Here is a 23,849-nt window from a genome sequence, read left to right as displayed (position 1 = left end):
CGCGGCGTCGCCCGTCATTCTCGGGCGAAGCGAAGCGCAGACCCGAGAATCTCCTGCCGCAGAAGCGCTGTTGCCGCGCCTTCCTAGCCTGAGATGCTCGGGTCAAGCCCGAGCATGACGTCAGCGTTTTCCAGCTCTCAGAGCGAAGCGCCTCATGCCTCGCCGCTGTCCTCCGGCGCCGGGCCGGTCTCAGCCTCGCCCTCTTCGCTGTCGCCCTCGTCGGCGATGCGCTCGACCGAGACGACCTTCTCGCTGGCGTCGGTGTTGAACACGGTCACGCCTTGGGTCGAGCGGCCGGCGATGCGGATGCGGTTGCCCGGGCCGGCATCGACGGGAACGCGGATGACCTGCCCGCCATCGGTGACGAGCATGATCTGGTCGCGCTCATCCACCGGGAAGGAGGCGATCAGCTTGCCGTTGCGGTCGTTGACGACCATGGCGACGATGCCCTTGCCGCCGCGCCCGGTGACCCGGTACTCGAAGGACGAGGTGCGCTTGCCGTAGCCCTTTTCCGACAGGGTCAGGATGAACTGCTCGGCGAGCTGCATCTCGACGCGCTTGGAACCGAGTTCGACCTCTCCGCCCGTCTCCTCGCCATCGGCCGCGGCCTCGGCCACCTCCTCGCCTTCGCCGGTCAGGGCACGGCGCTGGGCGGCGGCGTCCTTGAGATAGGTCGCGCGCTCCTCGGGTGTGGCATCGAGATGCTTCAGGATCGCCAGCGAGATCACCTCGTCGCCCTTGCCGAGGTTGATGCCGCGCACGCCGGTGGAATCGCGGCCCTTGAAGACGCGGACCTCGGTGACCTCGAAGCGGATGCACTGGCCAGCCGAGGTGGTCAGCAGCACGTCGTCGTTCTCGGTGCAGATCTGCACGTCGACGATGTGGTCGCCCTCGTCGAGCTTCATCGCAATCTTGCCGGCGCGATTGACGTTGACGAAGTCCGACAGCTTGTTGCGCCGGACGCCGCCGGATGCGGTGGCGAACATCACGTCGAGCGTCTCCCAGCTCGCCTCGTCCTCCGGCAGCGGCATGATCGTGGTGATGCGCTCGTTCTTGTCGAGCGGGAGCATGTTGACCAGCGCCTTACCCTTGGCATTCGGCGCCGCCAGCGGCAGGCGCCAGACCTTTTCCTTGTAGACCTGGCCGAGCGACGAGAAGAACAGCACCGGCGTATGCGTGTTGGCGACGAAGAGGCGGGCGACGAAATCCTCGTCGCGGGTCGCCATGCCGGAGCGGCCCTTGCCGCCGCGCTTCTGCGCCCGGTAGGTCGAAAGCGGCACGCGCTTGATGTAGCCGGCATGGGACACGGTCACGACCATGTCCTCGCGCGCGATCAGATCCTCGTCGTCGAGGTCGGAGCCCCAATCCTGGATCACGGTCCGGCGCGGCGTGGCGAAGGCGGCCCTGACCTCGGCCAGCTCGGCCTTGATGATGTCCTGGATGCGGACGCGCGAGCGCAGGATGTCGAGATAATCGGCGATTTCGGTGGCGAGCTTCTGCAGCTCGTCGCCGATTTCGTCACGGCCGAGAGCCGTGAGGCGGGCGAGGCGCAGTTCGAGGATCGCCTTGGCCTGCGCGTCCGACAGGCGATAGGTGCCGTCGGCATTGATCGGGTGGCGGGGATCGTCGACCAGCGCGATCAGCGGCGCGATGTCCTCGGCCGGCCAGTCGCGATCCATCAGCGAGGCGTGGGCTGCCGCCGGCGTCGGCGCGGTGCGGATCAGGCGGATGACCTCGTCGATATTGGCCACCGCCGTGGCGAGGCCGCAGAGCACATGGGCGCGCTCGCGGGCCTTGTTGAGCAGGAAGCGGGTGCGCTTGGAGACAACCTCCTCGCGGAACTCGACGAAGGCGACGATGAAGTCCTTGAGGTTCAGGACCTCGGGGCGGCCGCCCGTCAGCGCGACGAAGTTGCAGCCGAAGGAGGTCTGCAGCTGGGTGAAGCGATAGAGCTGGTTCAGCACGACGTCGGCCAGCGCATCGCGCTTGATCTCGATGACGACGCGGACGCCCTCGCGGCTGGATTCGTCGCGCAGGTCGGAGATGCCCTCGATGCGCTTCTCGCGCACCATGTCGGCGATCTTCTCGACCATCGAGGCCTTGTTCACCTGATAGGGAACCTCGGTGACGATGATCGCCTCGCGCTCCTTGCGGAGCTCCTCGATATGCGTCTTCGAGCGCATCACCACCGATCCGCGGCCGGTGTGATAGGCGGCGTGGATGCCGCTGCGGCCCATGATCGAGGCGCCGGTCGGGAAATCGGGGCCCGGCACGATCTCGATCAGCTCGTCGATCGTGATCTCGGGGTTGTCGATCAGCGCAACGCAGGCGTCGATGACCTCACCGAGATTATGCGGGGGGATGTTGGTGGCCATGCCGACCGCGATGCCGCCGGCGCCGTTGACGAGGAGGTTGGGATAGCGTGCCGGGAGAACCTTGGGCTCGCGCTCCTTGCCGTCATAGTTGGGTTGGAACTCGACGGTGTCGAGGTCGAGATCCTCCAGCAGCGGCATCGCCGCCTTGTCGAGCCGGGCTTCGGTATAACGATCGGCGGCAGGGGAATCGCCGTCCATCGAGCCGAAATTGCCCTGGCCGTCGATCAGCGGCAGGCGCAGCGAGAAATCCTGAGCCATGCGCACCAGCGCATCATAGACCGCGAGATTGCCGTGCGGATGGTATTTACCCATCGTGTCGCCGACGATGCGGGCGCATTTGGTGTAGGGTCGGTCGGGCAGGTTCTTGTTCTCGTGCATCGAGAACAGGATGCGCCGGTGGACGGGCTTGAGGCCGTCGCGGACGTCGGGCAGAGCGCGGCTCACGATCACGCTCATGGCGTAATCGAGATAGCTCTTCTTCATTTCGTCGGTGATGGCGATCGGCTTGATGTCGCCGCCGAAATGCGGCTCGTCCGGGCGCTTGTCGTCTTTGTCGTCGCTCAAGGGATTGGGTCCCGATTCCTGCTTGTTTTCAGGCTTCTGGCTATCCGATTTCGGTGGTTTAGGCCAGCCGCGCAGCCGGCTTTTCGGTGGAAAATAAGGTCAATTAAATCAATGGCTTATGTGGGTGGCGCAGAGCACCTTCCGATGCCCTGCACAATCCCGCCTTGATTGGGCGTCTCCGCAGGCGCGGATGGGTCGAGCCAGCATGGCCGCACGCTGACCGTTGTTCCAGTTCTCATCCTGAAGAGGTCGCTCTAGCGACCGTCTCGCAGGGGGCTCCAGCTCGCTCCAGAGCCTCCTGGAGCATCCCTTAGAGACGCTGCTGCGCAGCTCCTCAGGATGAGGGCTGGGCGTGGGCCGCTGCGCTCGAGAGGCGGGGGCCCTTCCGGTGCGGTGCGCGGCGTGTCTTAACTGGCGTCATGTCCATCGAATTCCTCACCTCCGCCCTCGTCACCCTGCTGGTGACGCTCGATCCTCCCGGGCTGGCGCCGATCTTCCTGTCGCTGACGCAGGGCATGTCGGCGGGCGAGCGGCGGCAGGTCGCGATCCGCGCCTGCATCATCGCGTTTGGCATCCTCGCCTTTTTCGGCGTGGCCGGCGACGTCGTTCTGAAGGCGCTCGGCGTCTCGCTGCCGGCCTTCCGCATCGCCGGCGGGCTTTTGCTGTTCTGGATCGCCTTCGAGATGGTGTTCGAGCGCCGCAGCGAGCGCAAGCAGCAGACCGCAACGACCGCGATCACGCAGGATCACATCCGCAATGTCGCCGCCTTCCCGCTGGCGATCCCGCTGATGGCGGGGCCGGGCGCACTGACCGCGATCATCCTGCTGGCGGGGCGCGCGGAGGGCGACCCGCTGCGACTGGTCGCGCTGGCGGTCATCTGCGGGCTGGTGATCCTGTCCTGCCTTGCCGTCTTCCTGCTGGCCTCGCCCCTGGCGCGACTGTTGGGCGTGACGGGGAACATCGTGCTGACGCGGCTGCTCGGCGTGATCCTGGCGGCGCTGGCGGTGCAGTTCGTGATCGACGGGGTCTGGGCTGTGGTACGGGCGGGATAGGGGCGGCGGTGGGTCAGTTGCGGGCAGAAGTGCTGACCTCAACCGAACGTTTCCGGGGTTCAAGGATGTCCGCTGCCAGCGTCTCGATTCACTAGCGAAATCGACCGGTTAAGTCTTGATCCACGCCGCAAGGGTCAGCCCCTCGCGTCGTGTCAGCCACCGAGTTCGATCTCAAGCGGACCCTGGGGCGGCCGAGGCCGCCTTGTCGTCAGCGAAAGAGGCCCGGGGGCAGCGGCGGCTCCTCATTGAGCAGCTTGATCGTCACCCGCCGGTTCGGCGAGAGGTAGGGGTTGTCGGGGAAGACCGGCTCGGTGTCGGCGCGTCCGACCACGGCGAAGAAGCGGTCGTTGGGGAACCCTGCCGCCGACAGGATCTCGCGCACAGCGAGCGCGCGCCCGCTGGTGAGGCTCCAGGAGTTGACGGCCCGCACCGAGCCCGGGCGCAAGGAGGCGGTATGGCCGGTGACAGACAGGCGGTTGGGCAGCCGGCGCAGGGTCGGTGCGAGCGCCTCCAGCACGAGGCGGGTGCGCTCGTAAGGGTCGACCGAGCCCTCAGGGAACATGGAGCGTCCGTCCTGATCCACGAGCGAAACGTCCACCCCATCCTTGGTCGGCTCGATCACGATGTTTCGCGACAGCTCGGCAAATTCGGGCATGTTCTGAAGCGCCTGCCGGATGCTGGCTGCGGCGCTGTGGTTGGCCTGCACGCTGGCGGCCTGGCGGACCTCGCGGTCGCTGGCACGGCCCGAATTGGTCAGGCGCGCTCCGTCTTCCTGCTTGGTGGTGCCCAAAGCCGCGTCGCGGGGCGCCGACGACTTGTTGCCTGACGTGTCCAGGGCGGTGCCCATCAGGATGCCGCCAGCGCCACTGGTGCTGGGACTCAGAGCAGCCGTCGGCGCGAAGTATTCCGCCAGGCCGTTCTTCTGCTCCTGCGTCGTCATGCTGATCAGCCACATGAGCAGAAAGAACGCCATCATGGCGGTCACAAAGTCCGCATAGGCGATCTTCCAGGCCCCGCCATGGTGCGCGTGAGCGGCCTTCTTGACCTTCTTGATGATGATCGGCTGGAGCGGCTTGGTCATCGGGTCCTTACTGGAGATTGGGGCGGGCCTAGGCGGGCAGAGCGGCTGTCGCCGTTTCCACTTCCGCGAAAGTCGGGCGGACGTCGCTCATCAGCGCCTTGCGGGCAAATTCCACCGACATCACCGGCGGCTGGCCGCTGATGTGGGCGAGGAGACCCGCCTTAAGTGAAAGGTAGTATTTGGCTTCCGCCTCAAAGGTGCTCTTGAGCGACGCCGCCATGGGCGCGAAGAAGCCATAGGCGACGAAGACGCCGAAGAAGGTGCCGACAAGCGCGCCGCCGATCAGATGACCCAGCACCTCCGGAGGCTCCTTGATCGCCCCCATCGTCTTGATCACGCCGAGCACGGCGGCAACGATGCCGAGCGCCGGAGTTCCGTCGGCAAGCGACTGCATGGCCCCAACGATACGCTCCTGCTCCTGATGGTGCGTCTCGAGTTCTTCATCCATCAACGCGTCGATCTCATGGACGTTGTTGGCGCCCAGCGACAACATACGCATGTAGTCGCAGACGAATTCGACCGCATGATGGTTCGCTGCAAAAGTCGGGAAGGCGTTGAACAGCGTCGAGCTGCTCGGATTTTCAATGTGCTCCTCGACCGCGAGCATGCCCTTCTGCTTGACAAGCTTGTACAAGGAATACTGCATCCCCAGCAGCTCGACATAGCATTTCTGCGTGTATTTGGGGCCCTTGAAGATCGTTCCAAGCATTCCGGGCACGGCCTTGAGCACCGGCCCGGGGTTGCCGATGATGAAGGCGCCGATCGCTGCACCGAGGATGATAACAAACTCGAACGGCTGCCAAAGGACCTCCAGATGGCCGCCCATAGCCGCGTAGCTGCCGAAGACGCAGGCGAAGACGATGATTGTGCCGACGATAAGCCGCATGGTTTGCCACCCCTGCGCCGCGGCAGGTACACCCCACCGCGAAGCCACTACTCGTCCGACGAGATGCCCGATCGAAGTTAAGGGCGAGTTTAGATTGGCCTGCAGGTCTGCAATCGTCATCATCCAGCCATGCTTGAGGCTGGGGCGGCAGGGTTGAGCCGGGGAGGACATCGCGCGCAATGAATCTCCGGCGTATCGTGCGATCGGTGTCCAGTCGAGACCGTCTCCGGGGCATCGACGCTGCGCTGCCTTGTTGTGACCGAGCGGTTGTCTCCGGCGACCGACCTCCGTCAATTGGATGACGCCGGTTCGGGGCCGGTTGCCGATACTGCCGTGGGGGAATCACTCGCGCCGGCGGAGGCAGCATGCGGATTCAGTCGAGGGGGCTGGTGGCGTTCGCCACTTTGGTCATGGCGCTTGCAATTCTGGCGCTCGGCGCCACATCGGCCTTCGCCCAGAAGCGGCTCGCCTTCGTCATCGGCAATGGCGGCTATACCGGGGTCGCGCCGCTGCAGAATGCGCTGAACGACGCCAATGCGACCCGTACTGTCTTGCAGGAGGCCGGCTTCGAGGTCGTGCCCGCGACCGATGCGACGCTGACGGGGATGCGCAGCGCGCTCGAGACCTTCATCGAGCGGGTGCGGGCAGCGGGGCCGGGCGCATCGGCGATGGTCTATTATGCTGGCCATGCCGTGCAGCTCGATGGCACGAACTACCTGCTGCCGGTCGATGTCCGGCTGGAGCGCTCGGCAGATCTGTCGTCGCGGGCGCTGTCGCTGAGCGAGATCCTGCGGCGCCTGGATGGGACGTCGGCAGTCTCCAAGATCGTCGTGCTCGACGCCTGCCGCAACAATCCCTTCGCCAATGCCGAGCTTTCGCGCGGGCTCTCGCTCCAGCTCGTCGACGGTGCCACCGAGGGCATCCGCTCGGAAGCAGGCCTGGCGCGGATCGATTCCGGCAGCGGCACTTTTGTGGCCTTCTCGACCTCGCCAGGCGCCACGGCCGCCGACGGGACGGGGGCCAACAGCCCCTTCACCACCGCTTTCCTGCGCGAGATCCGGGAGCCCGGCCTGCCGATCGAGCAGCTCTTCCGCCGCATCCGGCTCGCCGTTCACGATACCACCAGCGGCCAGCAGATCCCCTGGGAGACCTCATCCCTGATCACCGACTTCACCTTCTTCCAGCGCCCGGCGGCGACGCCCGGCACGGCACCGGCGGCTCCTACAACCGCGCAGGGGCCGTCGCTGACGATGCGGCCGACGGCGGCAGCGCTGCGCGCCATGGCGCCAGCCGACGCCTATCGCGCCGCGATCGCCTGGGACCGGCGCGACATCTACCGCGCCACGCTCGACGCCCACCCCGACGACGAGCGGGCGGTGCGGCTCCATCGCAGCTTCTCGTTGCGCACGGAGGAGACCACCTGGGCCGAGACAGCGCGCGCCGGCGATGCCGAATCCTACCACCTCTTCGCCAGGCTCTATCCGGGCTCGACCCATGTCGCGGAAGCGCTGCGGCTCGCTCCGGCTGCGCCCAGCCGCAACCGCGTCCAGGTCGCCGCGGCCTGCCCGGTCTGCCAGGCCGTGCCAACCCGCACCCGCCGTGCCGAGATGACCCCGCGCGACGTCACCCCGCGCGATGCGGCGCCCGCCCGTGTCGTGCCCGTCCGGCAGACGCCCCCGCCGGCAGGCGTGGCTCCTGCCCAGCCGGCCGAGGTGCCAGCACTGCCGCCGCCGCTTTTGCCCGGCAAGCCGCGCTGGACCGGGTTCTATATCGGCGGCTCGGTCGGTGGGGCCGACCAGAGGTCGCCGACGCGGATCGCCGGCGTCGGGCCCAACAACGAGGTCCAGACCTCGATCGATGCCGGCAATGTCGCGGCGCGGCTGTCGCCCTCGGGCCGCAACGTGACGTTCTCGGGCCAGGCCGGATTCAACTACCAGATCGGCATGGTCGTGCTCGGAGCGGAGACGGATTTCTCGGCGATGCATACCGGCGGCCGCAAATCCTCGACGGTCAATCCCTTCGGCGTCCAGGTGACGACGCAGGCGCAAAACGAGCTGTTTACGCTGGGCACCGTGCGCGGCCGCGCCGGCGTCGCGTTCGGGGACCTGATGATCTTCGCCACCGGCGGCTATGCCTATGGCCATCTCGGCCAGCGCGGCGCGATCAACCCCGACCCGACCAACAACCCGACCTATGCGGGCTCGAACGGGCAGATCGCGTCGGGCTGGGCATTGGGCGGCGGTCTCGAATATGCGCTGGGGCCGATGTTGTCCTTGAAGTTCGACTATCTCCGCTACGACCTCGGGACACAGCGCCTCGTGCTGAGCGAGACGCTGGGCTTCTTCACCGACGAATATGCGACGATGCGGGCAAAGACCCGCGGCGACATGGTCCGCATGGGGCTGAACATCGGCTTCTGAGGGGCCCTGCTCCGGTCCCTCGAAAACGGGTGTCATTCCGGACGCAGCCGCTGTGCGGCTTGTCCGGAATGACGGCGTCGTAACCGGGCGGGCGGCCCTACTTTTCCAGGAAGGCCCGGATCGCGCCCTCGGCCTGCTTCATCGAGATCACCCCGTCGAGATGGCCGCGAGCGCCCTGCAGATAGGCCTGCGTGACCGACACGCCGCCCTTCCTCAGGGTCTCCGCCGTTTTCTCGACCGCATCCGCGGTGAAGACCAGGTCCTTCGGCTGGGTGATCAGCAGAACCGGCGCCTTGATCTTCGTGGCTGCGTCCGCCAGCGAGGTGCCCCCAGTGGCGAAGAGCTGGTTCGCCTTGACCAGATAGAGGAAGTGATTGGCGTCCGAGACCTTGGCGCGGGCCTCGCCGGCGTTGTCGAGAATGCTCTGGATCTGGAAGCGGTTGGAGAGGGCCTTGGCCGGGTCCTCTTCCGCCTTGGCCGGACGGCGGCCGAAGGTGGCGTTGGCCCAGTCCTGATGGTTGGCCTGCAGCGTCACCACCGCCAGCGCCTTGGCGAGACCGGCATTGGGCGGCGTCCTGCCGTAATAATCGCCCTTGTTCCAGTTGGGATCGACGAGGATCGGTGCGGCCCAGACGTCGAGCCAAGCGATGAGCTGCGCATCGGCCTCGCCCGCGCCGATCACCGGCATCGCCTTGGCGACCATCTCGGGATGGCTCGCCGCCCACTCGAATGTCTGGAGCGAGCCCATCGAGGGGCCGGCGACCAGCGCCAGCCGCTTGATGCCGAGGCTTTCGACCAGCGCCTTCTGGACATTGACGAAATCGCCGACGGTCACCACCGGGAAATCGAGCGCATAGGGCTTGCCGGTGTCGGGATTGACCGAGGCCGGGCCGGTGGTCGTGGTCTTCGGGTCGCCAGTGTTGAGGTTTACCAGAGTGTCGGAGGACAGCACGAAGTATTTGTTGGTGTCGATGGCCTTGCCTGGGCCGATGATCGCATCCCAATAGCCGGGCGCGGCGTCCTTCGCGTCGTATTTTCCCGCTGCATGCGAGTTGCCGGAGAAGAAGTGGCAGATCAGGACGGCGTTGGATTTGTCGGCGTTGAGCGTGCCGTAGCTCTCCCACCCGACCTTGACGTCCTTGAGGGTGCGGCCGCCCTGCGTCGTGTAGCTTTGCAGGGTGAAGACCTTCTTCTCGGTGATCAGATCCTCAACCGCATTCTGGGCCGCTGCCGGCTGCGCCTCGATCATCGCCATCGCCATCCATCCCACGACGCCGGCCGTGGCCGCGATCCAGTATTTCATGAGCCTGTTCCTCGCCTGAGCGGCCGTCGCGCGGCCTTGACCGCATCCAAGCCGAATCCGGCGGGAAACGGAAGCAGGGAAGACAGCGCCTCAGCGCAGCGGGAAAGGCCCGCCACCGACGGCTCCGGTGGGGCGCAGCATCGATTCCGGCTCGAGCTCGAAGGTTGGCGCCTCGATCGGGCCGGTCAGGCTGAAGGGCAGCCGGAGCGCGCCAGTCGTCGGCTGGAGCAGCGCTGCCATGTCGAGCGTCTGCGTCGGCAGCGAGGCAGTGCCGATCAGGGTCATGCGATAGCCGGGGCCCGTGACCTGCGCATCGCCCAGCGTCAGCAGGCCGTTGGCGATCACGGCACTGGCGCTGGCGGTCTCGAAGGCTGTCCTGCCCTGGCGCCAGTCGCGCAGCGCCGGCCCCGGATTGCGCTCGGCCCGGCGCAGCAGGTCGCCAAAGGCAAAGCCGCCGAGTTCGCCCTGGCGCAGGGCCAGCGTCGCCTTGCCATTGAACGAGCCGAGCACATCCGGCAGCGAGCGCCCGAGCCCGTCGAGGCTAAGCTGGAGGCCGCCTGTGCCGCTCAGGCGTGAGAGCTGCGGCAGGTCGAGCCCGGCCTGGCCGAGATTGATCCGGTCCAGCCCGGCCACGAGCTTGACGTCGATTCCGTCGGGCGTCGCCATGGCGAGGAGCCGGCCCTTGACGCTACCGCCATAGGCGCTGGCGCGCAGGATGCCGGTCTCGAAGCGCCCCGTCTTGACCAAGAGATAGGTCGCAACGTCGCCGAGCTTGGCGCCGTTGAGGCGGGCGGCCTCGACCGAGACGCGCAGGTCGATGTCCTGAGCAGTCCAGGTGTCGAAGGGCAGGGCGGCGGCACCCGGCGCAGTCTCTGGCGCGGCGATGTCCATGCGCGAGACCAGCCGCCCGAGATCGAGCTCGGCGCCGGCCAGCGTACCCGACAGCGATGGGCGCCCGCCCGACATCGTCACGTTCAGCGCGCCGTCGAGCCGGTCCGTGTCGAGGCGGGCGACGACACTGCTCAAGGCCATGTCGTGCGGCCGAATCCTCGCGTCGGCGGTGAGGCTGAATGCGCCGATCGCGGAGGCCAGCCTGGGCCGTTCGCCGAACCAGCCGAGCAGCTCCGGCAGCGCCCGCGTCGCCAGGCTCAATTGCCCGGTGGTGATGGGTTCCGGCGCAGCACTTCGCGTACCGTCGAAGCTCAGTTTCAGCAGCGACGAGGTCACGCTGAGCGAGGTCCGGCCGCGTCCGGCTGCGACCGGCCAGAGCAGATTGACCTCGGCGGGAACGCCGCGCCAGGTCAGCGAGCCGGAAACGGCCAGCGGTTGTTCCGCCTCGCGCTCGTCGAGGACGAGGTTGACGTCGCGCAGGATGGTCGCGATCGCGCCTTGCGAGCGCATGAAGATCGAGCCTGAGGTGATGATGATCCGGCTCTGGCCGCGCAGGCCCTGGAGATAGTCGAGCGGGGCCGCAAGCCAGTCGGTCAGGCCCTCGCTCCCCGGCGCGACGGCGACGTCGATCTGTGGTGCGACGAGGTCGATCCTGTCGAAATCGACACGCCCGGCCAACAGGGGCAATAATTTGGGCCGTGCCCTGATGCGCAGCGCGCGACCAGAGACCTCTCCGCCGCGCTGGCTGAAGCCGACATTCGATAGGCTGATTCGCGGCAGTGGCAGCAGCGCGATCTCGGCGCGGTCGAGGCCCATTACCACGAGACCCGTGCGCGCCTCGATCGCGGCGATGACGTGCTTCTCGACGCGCGCGACCGCGATGCTCCACGATTGCAGGCCGAGCAATCCAAGCATGATGACGATGCTGTAGACGATGATCGAAGCGCGTCGTGTCATCAGTTTGCGGTATCAGGGGCTTTCGGATCGATCGGCGTTGGGAACGTATGCACCTTCCGACCGGCTCTGGGGCGGCTTTCCGTGCCGCCGAGACGATGCGTCGTCAGCGGACGCATGGAGCGATACTGACTGCGGCTACGCCCGCCTCTCACTCACCATGGGGAGGGCATGAAGCCGACCGAAATACGGCGCCCGGCTTTCGGCATCATGTCCCGTGCGTTGCCCGGTTTAGGCCGATGGCTGCGACTTGTCGAGCCGGCGAAGCGGGCTGGCCGCCCTCATCCGGGCTGGCCGCCGGCGCGCGCCAGCCTCATGGCGGGATAGAGGCCCGCGAGCACGATCAACAGGCCGGCCAGCGCGCCGTCCTCGAAGGAGCCGCGCGCGGCGTGGCCGTAGACGGTGGTCGCCAGCGTCTCGACGTTCAGCGGACGCAGCAGCAGGGTCGCGGGAAGCTCCTTCAGGCAGTCGACGAAGACGAGCAGGGCGGCGGCGGCGATGGCCGGGCGGGCAAGGGGCCAGTGCAGCTTGCGCAGCACCTCCGGCGCGCTGGCGCCCAGTGTGCGGGCGGCGTCGTCGATGCGCGGCGATATCCGCGACAGGCCGCTCTCGATGCCAGAGACCGCGATCGTGAGGAAGCGCACGACATAGGCGAGAACGAGCGCCGCGCCCGAGCCGATCAGCAGCAGTCCGGGATTGGCACCCAGCCAGCGTATCGCGGCATTGGCGACGACATTGTCGAAGGCGGCCAGCGGCACCAGGAGACCGAGCGCCAGCACGGTGCCGGGCACGGCGTAGCCGAGCGAGGCAATGCGGGCCAGCGCCGGCAGCCAGGGTTCGCGGCCCTGGCGGCCAGCGGCGACGATGCCGATCCCGAGCGCGATGACGATGCCGGCGGCGAGGCCGGAAAAGACGAGGGCATTGAGGAGGCTGCGCAGCAGGGCGGCGTCGAATTGCTGCCAGGGATCGCGGCGCAGCACCTCGAGGCCGAGAAAGCCGATCGGCAGCACGGCGCCCAGCATCACCGGCAGGGCGCAGGCGAGGCTGGCGGCGAGCCCGGCGCGTCCTGCCAGAGGCACCCGCCCGACGGCACGCGGCTGGCGCACGGGCAGGGCAAAGCGACGCTGGCCGCGCAGCTTTCCTTCGATCAGGATCAGGGCGACGACGAGCAGCAGCATGACGCAGGCAATCTGCGCCGCGCCGGGCAGCGAGTTGCGGTTGACCCAGGTCGTGTAGATCGACAGCGTCAGCGAGCGGACGCCGAGATATTCGCTGGCGCCGATGTCGTTCAGCGTCTCGAGCAGCGCGAGCGTCAAGCCGGCTGCCAGTGCAGGGCGCGCCATCGGCAGCCCGATCCGCCAGAACAGCCTGCCGCGCGAGGCGCCCAGCGTCCGGGCCGATTCGACGATCGCGGCCGCCTGGAGGCCGAAGAGCGCCCGCACGCTGAGATAGACATATGGGTAGAGCACGATCGCCATGATGCAGATCGCACCAGCGAGATTGCGCGGATCGGGAAACCAGTAGTCGCGCAGCGAGCGCCACCCTGTCAGCGCACGCAAGGCCCCCTGCAGGGGGCCCTGGAAGCCGAGGAATTCGACGTAGACATAGGCCGTGATGTAGGTCGGCAGCGCCAGCGGCAGCACCAGCAGCCATTCGAAGGCGCGCCGGCCCGGAAACTCGTACTGGGTGACCAGCCAGGCCGCACCCACCCCGATCAGTGCGCAGAGCCCCCCGACGCCGAGCAGCAGAAGCACCGTATCGGCCAGGGCAGCGGGAATGACGTTGGCCGCCAGATGCGGCCAGATCGATGCCGCCTGCGAGGACAGGGCGGTGATCGCGAGCGCCAGCACCGGCAGGGCGACGAGGCCCGCGCCGAGCAGCGACGCCCAGACGAAACGCGTCGACGGCCGCCACGTCAGTGGCGACCGTCGCTGGCTGGCGAAAGGAGCGCTCAGGCTCAATTGTCGAAGCCGACCTTGTCGACGAGGTCCGCAGCAGCCTTGCGGTTCCTGGCGACGTCGCCGAGCGGGGTGGTGTCGGGGGTGATCGTGCCGAGCAGCTTCACCGCGGCGCTCTCCTTGACGTCCTGGTTGACCGGGAACTCAAAATTGCCGTCAGCGTACAGCGCCTGTGCCTTCTCGCTGAGCATGTACTCCACCAGCTTGACGGCATTGTCCTTGTTGGGCGCGTTTTTGGCGATGGCGGCGGCAGAGACGTTCACATGGGTGCCGCCGCCGGCGAAGGTGGTCTTGAGCGGCTTGATCGCGTCGTACCAGCCCTTCTGCTCGTTCTTCGCGACGCTCATCAGGCCGATGTAATAGGTGTTGATCAGGGCGATGTCGCACTGGCCGGAGAGGATGTCGCGGGCGACGTCGCGGTCGCCGCCGCCGGGCTTGCGTGCGAGATTGGCCTTCAGCGCCTTGAGATAGGCCTCGGTCTTCTCGGCACCGTGGCGGGTGAGATAGGCTGCGAAGAAGGCATTGTTATAGGGGTGCTGGCCGGCGCGGATGCAGAACTTGCCCTTCCATTTGGGGTCGGCGAGGTCCTCATAGGTGATGGCGTCCTGGCCGACGCGCTCCTTCGAGACGACGACGATGCGGGCGCGCTTGGTCAGGGTCACCCAATTGTCGCCGGGTCCGCGGAGCTGCGCCGGCACCACCTTATCGACGACCGCAGACTTGATCGGCTGGGTCACACCGGCATCCACGGCCGCGTTGATCTCGCCGACGTCGACCACCAGCATCACATCGGCCGGGCTGTTGGCGCCTTCGGCCTTGATGCGTTCCTGCAGGCCGTCCTTGAGGAAGACGGCATTGACCTTGACGCCGGTTTCCTTGGTGAAGGCATCCAGAACCGAATTGAGCAAGGCGGGCTCACGGGTCGTGTAGAGGTTGACGCTCTGGGCCAAGGCAGGCGCTGCCAGCAGGCAGCAGGCCAACGCCACAGTCGACAGGCGGGTTGCGTGAATCATGGTTCGCTCCTTCGGGTTCAAGGCCCGTTCTTCGCATTGCAGGCGGAGCGGTAGAGGCCGGCCGAACGGGCGTCAACACAAAAAAGCGTGTTGTATCAATCGGTTAAATCAATTCTAAACTGATATGAGATTAGGATTATTCTAAAGTTCTTCAGCGTGCCGCCGCTTCGCCATGGGCGAGCTGCGCCTGCCAACGAACGGGCGTCTCGGACAGAGAGCCGCTTTGGCTGCGTCTCGGAGCGATGGCGAGGGCCCGATAGCCTCGGCGATCAAGGGACCAGGAGCGAAATCACGCGGACAGGGCCGCGCCTGACCGGATCGAGCGAGCCGCGCAGGGTGAAGCCGCCGACGGCGTCGCTGGCCAGATTGTCATCGTGGAGGCTTGCCTCGCGCAGGCGCATCTGCCGGCGCAGGCCACGGGCCTCGGCCTCCATGCGGGAGATGCCGACGCGGTCGTCGATCTGCTTGCGTTGGCCCTTGCTGAGTTCCGACGCGCTGCGGAAGTCGCGGAAGTCGCGCGCGCTGTAGGGCCAGCGCGAGCCGCCCGCGAAGGTTCGGACTTTGCCGTCGAGCACGACACTGTCGCCGGGACGCAAGGTAAAATCGCGCAGGAGCGAGACGCGGCGCTCGCCGGCCTGGACGATGGCGGGACGGCAGGCGGCCGCGTCGCGCGTGCTCTCATGGCTGTAGGCCATCGGCAGGGCGCCGTAGCGCTTGCCGTCGGCAGCCTGGGCGTTGCCGATGTCGGAGGCTCCGGCAGAGACGCGGAACACCTTGACGGGGATGCCGGGGTTCATCGCCTGGCACAGCGCTTCATGAGCTTTCATGTCGGAAGCGGTGCGCAGATAGCCGAGTGGTGCGTGAAAGCCATCGCAGAGGCGCACGCAGATCGTTCTCGCGACGTCGGCCGCGCCGGAGACGGTGTCGAGCCGGACATGGGCGACGCTTTTGGGCTGCCGTTTCTGGCCGTGGACCACCACGCGCTGGCGGAACGGGTTCAGATCGACCGGCGGATGCGCGATGCGGCCATCCGACTCCATGCGGAGCAGCGGAATCTGCCAGCCGGAGCGCGACGGGGCATAGGCGTAGGCGCGCGGCTGTGGCTGTTGAGGTGTGGCCTGATAGCCTCCAGCCTGGCGGCTGGCCGCTTCCTGGCGGTGAAAGGCGCGGATGCCTGCGTCGTCCTCGGCCTGAACCAGGGACACCGTGAAGACGGCCCCGCCGGCGCCCAGTGCGAGGCCCAGCGCGCCCAATGCGGCGAGCCTTGCCGGCCTGGCGGCTCGCGGCAGGCTGTGTTGTGACGGATTCTCGGCGGAAGCGCTCGCAGCGACAGCTCTATCGGCGCAGGTCGAAGCCTGCGTCGCAACGTCTCGGACACGCAACATCGCGTCGACTCCACCCTACGCCTGTTTACTCGTCCGCCGCCCGCCGGGTGTAGTTTACTTCTCGTTAAGGTTCAACGCCGGCACAGGATCGGAGCGGCAAAACGACCGCGATGCTTAACGCGACGGGCTTGCGCAGAACTTTTGCTGCGAGACACGCTTATCGTCATTGCGAGCGCGGCGAAGCGATCCAGGGAGGCGTCGAGCGCTGCGGTGCTGGATCATGTCGCGGCGCTCGCAATGACGGCAGGGATCCCGCGTGACTTCTCGGCCAGCCGTGGATGCTACAGGACGGCGAGGACGACGCCGATCCACATGCCAAACAGGATGGCGACGCCGACCGCGAAGATGGAGGCGCGGAGCTTGAGATTGTTCGAGCCGACATGGACCAGCGTGTGGGCCACGCGCGTCGCGACATAGGCCCAGGCCAGCGCGGCCATGATGTAGCTCGCCGCGCCGACTTCCATCGCCAGCATGATCAGTGCGAAGAAAATGACCGGCGTTTCGAACTGGTTGGAGAAGTTGTTGGCGGCGAGGCGGGCAGGCTCCGGATAGGCGTCCGTCGTGACCGCGACATCGCCCTTGCGAACCTGCTTGCCGGCGAAGGCTGCCTTGCGCCGCAGGAAGACGATGAAGAGGACGACGAAGATCCAGAGGATCAGTGCCAGCGAGGGATAAACCAGCTTGAGCGTCATGATCATCTCCGATCGTCCGACGGGGGCGTGCCCGCCCATCCAGGCTGGAGACCCTATGGTTGCGACCGAAGCCAAGCCATCGTCAAAAAGCAAGCGTACGGTCGCGAATGGGCGGGCTGCGACCGAAATGACGGTGGAAAGGCGACCGATCGATCAGCCGTCAACCGTCATGCCGGGCCTTGAGCCGGTATGACGGCGTGCCGGCTCGGCCGTGCGCGGTTCAGGAGCGCGTCGGGTAGTTCGGGCTCTCGCGCACGATGGTGACGTCGTGGACATGGCTCTCGCGCAGGCCGGCGCTGGTGATGCGGATGAAGCGGGCCTTGGCCTGGTAGTCCTTGAGGTCCTTGCCGCCGACATAGCCCATGGCGGCGCGCAGGCCGCCGGCGAGCTGGTGCAGGACGCTGGAGACCGGCCCCTTATACGCGACCTGCCCTTCGATACCCTCCGGCACCAGCTTCAGCGCGTCCTTGATGTCCTGCTGGAAGTAGCGGTCGGCGGAGCCGCGCGCCATGGCGCCCACCGAGCCCATGCCGCGATAGGATTTGTAGGAGCGGCCCTGGTAGAGGAAGGTCTCGCCGGGCGTCTCGTCGGTGCCGGCCAGAAGCGAGCCGACCATGGCGCAGGAGGCGCCCGCCGCCAGCGCCTTGGCGAGATCGCCGGAATATTTGATGCCGCCATCGGCGATCACAGGAATGCCATGCCTCTGTGCGGCCGAGGCTGCGTCCATCACGGCGGTGAGCTGAGGCACACCGACGCCGGCGACGATGCGGGTGGTGCAGATCGAGCCCGGGCCGATGCCGACCTTGATCGCATCCGCGCCGGCATCGATCAACGCCTGGGCGCCGCCGGCCGTGGCGACGTTGCCGGCGATGATCTGGACGGCGTTGGAGAGCTTCTTCACCCGCGTCACCGCCTCCAGCACCTTGGCGGAATGGCCATGGGCGGTGTCGACGACGATGATGTCGACACCGGCATCGATCAGCATCTGCGAGCGCTCGAAGCCGAGGTCGCCGGTCGTGGTCGCGGCCGCGACCAGAAGCCGACCATGCGAGTCCTTGGCTGCATTGGGATGGGCGACCTGCTTTTCCATGTCCTTGACGGTGATCAGGCCGATGCAGCGGTAATGGTCGTCAACGACGAGCAGCTTCTCGATCCGGAACTGGTGCAGCAGGCGGCGGGCCTCGTCCTGGGCGACGCCTTCGCGCACCGTGATCAGGCGATCCTTCGTCATCAGCTCGGAGACCGGCTGCTGCGGATTGGCGGCGAAGCGGACGTCGCGATTGGTCAGGATGCCGACGAGCTTGCCCTTGTGTCCCTGCGCGCCGCGCTCGACCACGGGGATGCCCGAAATGCCGTTCTGCTTCATCAGCCCGAGCGCGTCGGCCAGCGTCTCGTCCGGGAAGATCGTGATCGGGTTGAGGATCATGCCCGATTCGAATTTCTTGACGAGGCGGACTTCAGCCGCCTGCTGCTCTGCCTCGAGATTGCGGTGGATCACGCCCATGCCGCCGGCCTGCGCCATGGCGATCGCCATCCTTGCCTCGGTGACCGTGTCCATGGCGGAGGCGACGATCGGCAGGTTCAGCGAGATCGTCTTGGTCAGCTGCGTCGAGATATCGACATCGGCCGGCATGACTTCCGACGGGCCGGGCTCGAGGAGCACGTCGTCGAAGGTGAGACCGTCGCGGATCAGGCTGCCTTGGGCGATCAGAGCGTTCTGGGAAAGCGTCATCGTCAACTCCGACACCGGCTGGAAGGCCGGCTCTGTTGCGGTCTCGCGGAGGGCGCCCGCGACCGGGTTGACGAGGCCCGTTAGCATGCGTTCGTGGCTGCCGCTAGAGTGCGGCAGCGAATCTTTTGCAATGCATCGACGGCGCGGCGTCAAGCCTGCCGATCGGCGGCGGTCACTGCTGTTGGCCCGGCCTCGTCTGCGTCGTCGCAGGGGAGGGCGAAGTCGGCGCGGGCTGTACGAAGAAGCAGCCCATGCCCATCATCATGCTGCCCTTGGCATTGGCCATCAGCTGACACTCCTTCTGCCGCGTGCAGTTGTATTGGCGCAATGCGTCGCCGGAACCCGGCTGGACGTCGCGCCAGGCGCAACCGGTCTCCCACTTCATGTCGGGCCGCTGTGTCTGCGCTGCAGCGGGTCCGGCGTTCGCCGCGACGAAGATCCCGCTTGCGAACAGCGCTACAGCGGCCGCACGCGCCAAGCGTGCTGAAGATTTCATGTATCTGATATCATTGGAACAATGGTCCATGATCACCTCTTGCCGCCAGGCGGCGTGCTCGCGTTCCCGACGCTGACCGTCGTCAGCTGAAACAACGAAGCCAAAGCGAATTTGATCCGCGGCATGTGCATGCCGGCGCCATTCTTCAGCATTGGGTCTGATGTGAGCGCATGGTCGTGAGCCGGCTTCCGGAGCTGACGTTGAAGCCATGCGCCAGGCGCACATCCGCAGCGCGAGCGGGCGCAAATCGTCTGTCGGTCTCTCGCCATGGAGGCCCACCGGCAGTATGGCTGGCCGAAACGAAGCGGAAGCCTGTCTTGCAGCGCGCCAAACTCCTGCCCCTGATCGTGGCCTGTGCGCTCTTCATGGAGAACACCGATTCGACGGTGATCGCGACCTCGCTACCGGTGATCGCGCAGTCACTGGGCGAGGATCCGATCGCGCTGAAGTTGGCACTGACCTCCTATCTCGTCAGCCTGGCCGTCTTCATCCCCATCTCCGGCTGGATGGCTGACCGCTATGGTGCGCGGACGATCTTCCGGGCGGCGCTCGGGGTGTTCATGCTCGGCTCGATGCTGTGTGCGCTGTCGAACTCGCTCGGCGCCTTCGTCGGCGCGCGCTTCATCCAGGGCATGGGCGGGGCGATGATGGTGCCGGTCGGGCGGCTGGTGATCCTGCGCAGCGTCAGCAAGTCCGAACTCGTCGGCGCGCTCGCCTATCTGACGGTGCCGGCGCTGGTGGGGCCCGTGGTCGGCCCGCCGCTGGGCGGCTTCATCACGACCTATTTCGACTGGCGCTGGATCTTTTTCATCAACATCCCGATCGGGCTGATCGGAATCGTGCTGGCGAGCCTGTTCTTCGAGGATGTCCGCGAGGAGGATGTCGCCCCGCTCGATATCAAGGGCTTCATCCTCTCGGCCTTCGGCTTCGCCAGCCTGATGCTGGGGCTGGCGACGGGCGGGCGACATCTCGTGCCCGAGGCCGTGTCCTATGCCTGTGTCGCAGCCGGCGTCGCGGCGCTCGTCGCCTACTGGTTCCATTCGCGGCGCGTCACCCATCCCGTGCTGAATCTCGCGCTGCTGAAGATCCCGACCTACCGCATCGGCGTCGTCGGCGGCTCGATCTTCCGCACCGGGATCGGTGCGATCCCGTTCCTGCTGCCGCTGATGCTGCAACTGGGATTCGGGCTCGACGCTCTGCAATCAGGGCTGATCACCTTCGTCTCGGCGGCCGGAGCGCTGTTGATGAAGACGCTGGCGAAGACCATCCTGGCGCGCTTCGGCTTCCGGCGCGTTTTGACGGTCAACGCCGTCGTCGGTGCGGCATTCCTGGCGGCATCGGGGCTGTTCACGCCGCTGACGCCGCACTGGCTGATGCTGTCCGTGCTGCTGATCGGCGGCTGCTTCCGCTCGCTGCAGTTTACTGGGATCAACGCACTCAGCTATGCTGATATCTCCAACAAGGAGATGTCGGGCGCGACCAGCCTGTCGAGCGTGGCGCAGCAATTGTCGCTGAGCATGGGCGTCACCATCGGCGCCTTCGCCCTGGAGACGGCGCATTCGGTTCATGGGGGTACGACGCTGGGCGCGGGCGATTTCTGGCCGGCCTTCGTCCTGGTCGGGCTGATCTCGGCTTCCTCGGTCTTCATGATGGTGCGGCTTGCGCCCGATGCCGGGGCGGAGGTCTCCGGCCATATGTTGGGCGGCGCGCCGACAAGCGCGCCCAAGGCGACGGCCCAGGCGATTTCGGACCAGAAACCGCTCGAATAGCCAGCTCTGCTCGAGCCGGCAGCTTGTCATCCGCCGCTACGGCAGCGCACAATCGTGCGATGGAGCCGGCTGCAAACAAGCCCAGGGCGCAGTTCGACCTCGCCATCAGCGATGGCGGCATGCGGCTGAAGCTGGCCGAGGCCAGGCTGACGCTGACTGATGAGGGTATCGACTACACGCTCGACGGCCGGACGGGACTGCGGGCCTTTTCGAATCTGCGCAGCGTCAGGCTGCAGGCGGTGCATGGCGGCAAGAACAGCCCCTGGGAGGCCATGGCCGAGCTGAGCTTCGGCAGCGGCAAGCCGCTCTTCGTGCATTCCAGCTCGCCCTGGGGTGGGGACGATCCGGCGCGCGATCCGGTCTTCATCGCCTTCGTCGAGGAATTGCATCGCCGCATTCCCGCAGCGGATGCAGCGCGCATCCGCTTCCTGCGCGGCGTCAGCGAAGGCCGGCACAAGGTCATGGAGGCCGTCTGGATCGTGTTCCTGGCCGTCTTTGGCGGTGCCGGCGCGTCGATCCTCTACAAGACCCTCGACGGCACGATTCCGGTCCTGCAAATGCTTTTTCCCGTGGCCGGGCTCGTGGGTTTCGGCTTCTGGATCCATCAGTCGATCGAGAAGGCCAAGCCCGGCGTCTACAGGCCCGATGCGCTGCCGCGGGACCTGTTTCCGTGAACGCGCAGCATGGTGGTGGTGCGGCGTTCACACCGTCGACAGGGCGGTTTGAGCGCGTTGCGCGATGCCGGCGCCGAGGTCTCCGGCCACGCCGGCCGTGCAGGGAACGGTGCCGCGTATGGAAGCGACCCTGCCGTTGCTCGGTCTCGCCGGCCTGTGTTTCTGGATTTACCGAATGGCCAAGAAGGACAGGCCCGGAATCTACCGGCCTGATGAACTGCCCAGGGATCTGCTTCCGTAGGCGCTTGACCCGCTACCCCTCGGAGGGGGCCGCCGCCTCGACGCCTTGCGCCGTCTCCGCCTTACGCCGGAACCCCGTCGCCAGCACGTACAGTTCCGAGGAATCCGAGCGGCTTGCGCCCGGCTTGAGGTTGCGCACGGTCGTGAAGTCGCGCTTGAGCTGCGCCAGCAATTCGGCGCTCTCGCCACCCTGGAACAGCTTGGCGAGAAAGAAGCCGCCGGGCGCCAGGATGGTGTGGGTGAACTCCAGCGCGGCCTCGGCGAGCGCGATGATCTTGAGGTGGTCGGTCTTCTTGTGGCCGGTGGTGTTGGCCGCCATGTCCGACATCACACCATCGGCGCGCCCTCCCAGCCGCCGCGTCAGCAGGGCAGGGGCTTCGTCGGCCATGAAATCCATCTCGATCAGGTCGACGCCGGGAATCGGGTCGACGGGCAGCAGGTCGATTCCGACGATGCGGCCCTTGCCCTTCTCCAGCCCGACGCGCATCGCCGCGATCTGGCACCAGCCGCCGGGCGCGCAGCCGAGATCGATCAGCTTCTGGCCCGATTTCAGGAATTTGAAGCGGTCGTCCATCTCCTCGATCTTGAAGGCGGCGCGCGAGCGATAGCCCATCTCGCGGGCCCGCTTCACATACGGGTCGTTGAGCTGGCGCTCGAGCCAGAGCTGCGAGGAGTGCTTGAGCTTGCCGGCTTTCTTGACCTTGACGCGCATGTCGCGCGCGCCGCCGGACTTGCCGGCAACGCCGACCACCTTGCCGCCGGTCTTGCCAGCCGTGCCTGCCGCGGCCTTCGCGGCTGTCCCGAGACTGGCGCTTTCCGTCGTGCCAGCCGACTTCGTAGCCGTCTTGAGCGCGACCCGTGCAGCAGGTTTGCCGGGGATCCGCGCGACCGGCTTGCTGCTGGTCTTGCTTCTGGCCTTGCCCGCCGTTTTGCCGGCGGTCCTGCCGCCTGATTTGCCGGTGCTCATGCCTGCGTTCCCCGCATGGCCGGCGTCGTCGAAGGCGTCATGTCATCTCCGGCGCCACCAGGCGCGGTCCTCGTGCATCATCCTGAGCAGGATGCCTTCGCGCAGGCCCCGGTCGGCGATGCGGACCCGCTCGCTGGGAAAGGCGCGCCGGATCGCCTCGAAGATGGCGCAGCCGGCCAGCACGAGATCGGCCCGCTCGCGGCCGATGCAGGCATTGGCCGCGCGGGCTGCATAGTCCATTTCGACGAGCCGGTCGATGACCGTCAGAATGTCCTCCTGCCGCATCCACAAGCCATCGACCTCGCGGCGGTCGTAGCGGGGCAGGCCGAGATGGATGCCGGCGACGGTCGTGACCGTGCCCGAGGTGCCCAGCAGGTGGAAGTTCCGGGCGTTGCGCGCGGCTGCGGCCTTCTTCGCGAAAGGGGCAAGTTCCCTGCCGCATTCCTCGACCATGGTCTCGAATAGGCTACGGCTAACATCGACGCCGCCATGCCGCTCGGCGACCGTGACCACGCCGATGGGCAGCGAGGCCCATTCGCGGATGCGGGCGGCGGGATCGCGCGCCTCGTGGCGCCCGCCCATCCAGACGATCTCGGTCGAGCCGCCGCCGATGTCAAAGACGATCACGCCCTCGGCGGCCGGGTCGGCCAGCGCCGCGCAGCCCGAGACCGCCAGCGTGGCTTCGGTGCGCTGGTCGATGATCTCGAGCTGGAGCTCGGCCTCGGCCGCGACGCGGCCGACGAAATCGGAGCCGTTGATCGCCGCGCGACAGGCCTCGGTCGTCACCAGCCTGGCGCGCGTGACATTGCGATGGGCCATCTTGCCGCGGCAGATTTTCAGGGCCTCGACCGCACGGTCCATCGCCGCGTCGCAAAGCCTGCTGCTGGCCGCCAACCCCTCGCCGAGCCGGACGATTCGCGAGAAGGCATCGACGACCCGGAAACCGTGCTGCGCCGGCCGCGCGATCAGCAACCGGCAGTTGTTGGTGCCGAGATCGAGGGCGGCATAGGTAGCGGCGGGCGGGCGTTGATCGGGAATCCGGGTGTCGCCGATCGCGGAGCCCGCTATCGCGGCAGGCTGCTTCGTCGACACAGCCTTGTGCGGTGCGTCGCCCACATCCGGGTCGGCGCCGTGAAACTGCGGAAGCGCCACCGTCGCGACATTCCGCTCCTGCCGGTCCTCGACCGCCACTCTGTCGTTCCTCTGGCCGGCCGCACCTGCCCCAAAAGCGCATCGGCCCGGGCGCTGCGGCTGAGCCGGGCAAAAACCCGGCTGCCTCTTTGGAACGGAGCGTAACAACAGCGGGAGCGTGGTGCCAAGCGGAACATTGGGTTGTACCCGTGCCAAGGGCGGGTCTTGCCCTGGGATGCAGCCTTCGGCCAGTGTCCCGGCGGCAG

Annotated in this window: 17 protein-coding genes; 4 read left to right on the top strand and 13 right to left on the bottom strand. The window is 66.9% G+C overall.

Going from position 1 to position 23,849, the window contains the following annotated elements; all coding sequences use genetic code 11:
• Positions 1-152: 152 nt before the first annotated feature.
• The gene (gene gyrA / locus AE618_RS22130; RefSeq protein ID WP_054211245.1) at positions 153-2,939 is read right to left on the bottom strand and encodes a DNA gyrase subunit A; all 2,787 of its coding nucleotides are present in this window, start codon (positions 2,937-2,939) and stop codon (positions 153-155) included.
• A gap of 419 nt (positions 2,940-3,358) precedes the next feature.
• On the opposite strand from gyrA, the gene AE618_RS22125 reads away from it, so the two are divergent.
• The gene (locus AE618_RS22125) at positions 3,359-3,991 is read left to right on the top strand and encodes a MarC family protein (RefSeq protein ID WP_054211244.1); all 633 of its coding nucleotides are present in this window, start codon (positions 3,359-3,361) and stop codon (positions 3,989-3,991) included.
• A 208-nt stretch (positions 3,992-4,199) separates the two neighbouring features.
• Here AE618_RS22125 and AE618_RS22120 read toward each other — a convergent pair whose 3' ends face one another.
• A complete protein-coding gene (locus AE618_RS22120; RefSeq protein WP_054211243.1) occupies positions 4,200-5,072 on the bottom strand; it encodes a flagellar motor protein MotB in 873 nt (290 codons plus the stop codon).
• A gap of 28 nt (positions 5,073-5,100) precedes the next feature.
• Entirely contained in the window at positions 5,101-6,081 is a 981-nt protein-coding gene (motA, locus tag AE618_RS22115; protein ID WP_248310981.1) for a flagellar motor stator protein MotA, read from the bottom strand.
• 242 nt (positions 6,082-6,323) lie between these two features.
• Between motA and AE618_RS22110 the strand changes: the two genes are divergently transcribed.
• Positions 6,324-8,378, top strand: coding sequence for a caspase family protein (locus AE618_RS22110; RefSeq protein ID WP_082365482.1), 2,055 nt, complete (start codon positions 6,324-6,326; stop codon positions 8,376-8,378).
• A 97-nt stretch (positions 8,379-8,475) separates the two neighbouring features.
• On the opposite strand, the gene AE618_RS22105 is transcribed toward AE618_RS22110, so the two are convergent.
• The 8 genes from AE618_RS22105 to AE618_RS22070 form a co-directional block, all read right to left on the bottom strand.
• Positions 8,476-9,681 (bottom strand): E22 family MetX-like putative esterase, encoded by a 1,206-nt coding sequence (locus AE618_RS22105; protein WP_082365481.1) that lies wholly within the window; start codon positions 9,679-9,681, stop codon positions 8,476-8,478.
• A gap of 90 nt (positions 9,682-9,771) precedes the next feature.
• Positions 9,772-11,529: an AsmA family protein gene (locus tag AE618_RS22100; RefSeq protein WP_054211240.1), complete on the bottom strand. Its 1,758-nt coding sequence runs from the start codon at positions 11,527-11,529 to the stop codon at positions 9,772-9,774.
• 278 nt (positions 11,530-11,807) lie between these two features.
• A complete protein-coding gene (locus tag AE618_RS22095) occupies positions 11,808-13,487 on the bottom strand; it encodes an ABC transporter permease (RefSeq protein ID WP_054211239.1) in 1,680 nt (559 codons plus the stop codon).
• Positions 13,484-14,497 (bottom strand): extracellular solute-binding protein, encoded by a 1,014-nt coding sequence (locus AE618_RS22090; protein ID WP_054211238.1) that lies wholly within the window; start codon positions 14,495-14,497, stop codon positions 13,484-13,486. The genes AE618_RS22095 and AE618_RS22090 overlap by 4 nt, the downstream gene beginning before the upstream one ends.
• 269 nt (positions 14,498-14,766) lie before the next feature.
• Positions 14,767-15,882 carry a DUF2865 domain-containing protein gene (locus tag AE618_RS22085; RefSeq protein ID WP_156330427.1) on the bottom strand — a complete coding sequence of 372 codons (1,116 nt, stop codon included), beginning with the start codon at positions 15,880-15,882 and terminating at the stop codon, positions 14,767-14,769.
• 281 nt (positions 15,883-16,163) lie between these two features.
• Positions 16,164-16,574 carry an MAPEG family protein gene (locus AE618_RS22080; protein WP_197280859.1) on the bottom strand — a complete coding sequence of 137 codons (411 nt, stop codon included), beginning with the start codon at positions 16,572-16,574 and terminating at the stop codon, positions 16,164-16,166.
• A 220-nt stretch (positions 16,575-16,794) separates the two neighbouring features.
• Positions 16,795-18,306, bottom strand: coding sequence for an IMP dehydrogenase (gene guaB, locus AE618_RS22075; protein ID WP_054211278.1), 1,512 nt, complete (start codon positions 18,304-18,306; stop codon positions 16,795-16,797).
• 172 nt (positions 18,307-18,478) lie between these two features.
• Positions 18,479-18,832 (bottom strand): hypothetical protein, encoded by a 354-nt coding sequence (locus AE618_RS22070; protein WP_156330426.1) that lies wholly within the window; start codon positions 18,830-18,832, stop codon positions 18,479-18,481.
• Positions 18,833-19,119: 287 nt separating this feature from the next.
• Between AE618_RS22070 and AE618_RS22065 the strand changes: the two genes are divergently transcribed.
• Positions 19,120-20,571, top strand: a complete 1,452-nt coding sequence (locus AE618_RS22065) for an MFS transporter (RefSeq protein ID WP_054211234.1) — start codon at positions 19,120-19,122, stop codon at positions 20,569-20,571.
• Between the two features lie 59 nt (positions 20,572-20,630).
• Complete coding sequence (locus tag AE618_RS22060) at positions 20,631-21,245, top strand: hypothetical protein (protein WP_054211233.1); 615 nt, start codon at positions 20,631-20,633, stop codon at positions 21,243-21,245.
• Between the two features lie 253 nt (positions 21,246-21,498).
• Here the strand turns inward: AE618_RS22060 and AE618_RS22055 are convergent, their stop codons facing one another.
• Together AE618_RS22055 and AE618_RS22050 are read right to left on the bottom strand one after the other, a co-directional pair.
• On the bottom strand, positions 21,499-22,452 hold the full coding sequence (locus AE618_RS22055; protein WP_082365479.1) for an RlmE family RNA methyltransferase: 954 nt from the start codon (positions 22,450-22,452) through the stop codon (positions 21,499-21,501).
• A 42-nt stretch (positions 22,453-22,494) separates the two neighbouring features.
• Positions 22,495-23,520, bottom strand: coding sequence for a Ppx/GppA phosphatase family protein (locus tag AE618_RS22050; RefSeq protein ID WP_248310983.1), 1,026 nt, complete (start codon positions 23,518-23,520; stop codon positions 22,495-22,497).
• Positions 23,521-23,849: the final 329 nt, after the last annotated feature.

This window comes from Allobosea vaviloviae (assembly GCF_001298265.1).
GTDB lineage: Bacteria > Pseudomonadota > Alphaproteobacteria > Rhizobiales > Beijerinckiaceae > Allobosea > Allobosea vaviloviae_B.
Note: the sequence above shows the minus strand (reverse complement) of the source record. Positions and strands in the feature narration are given on the sequence as shown.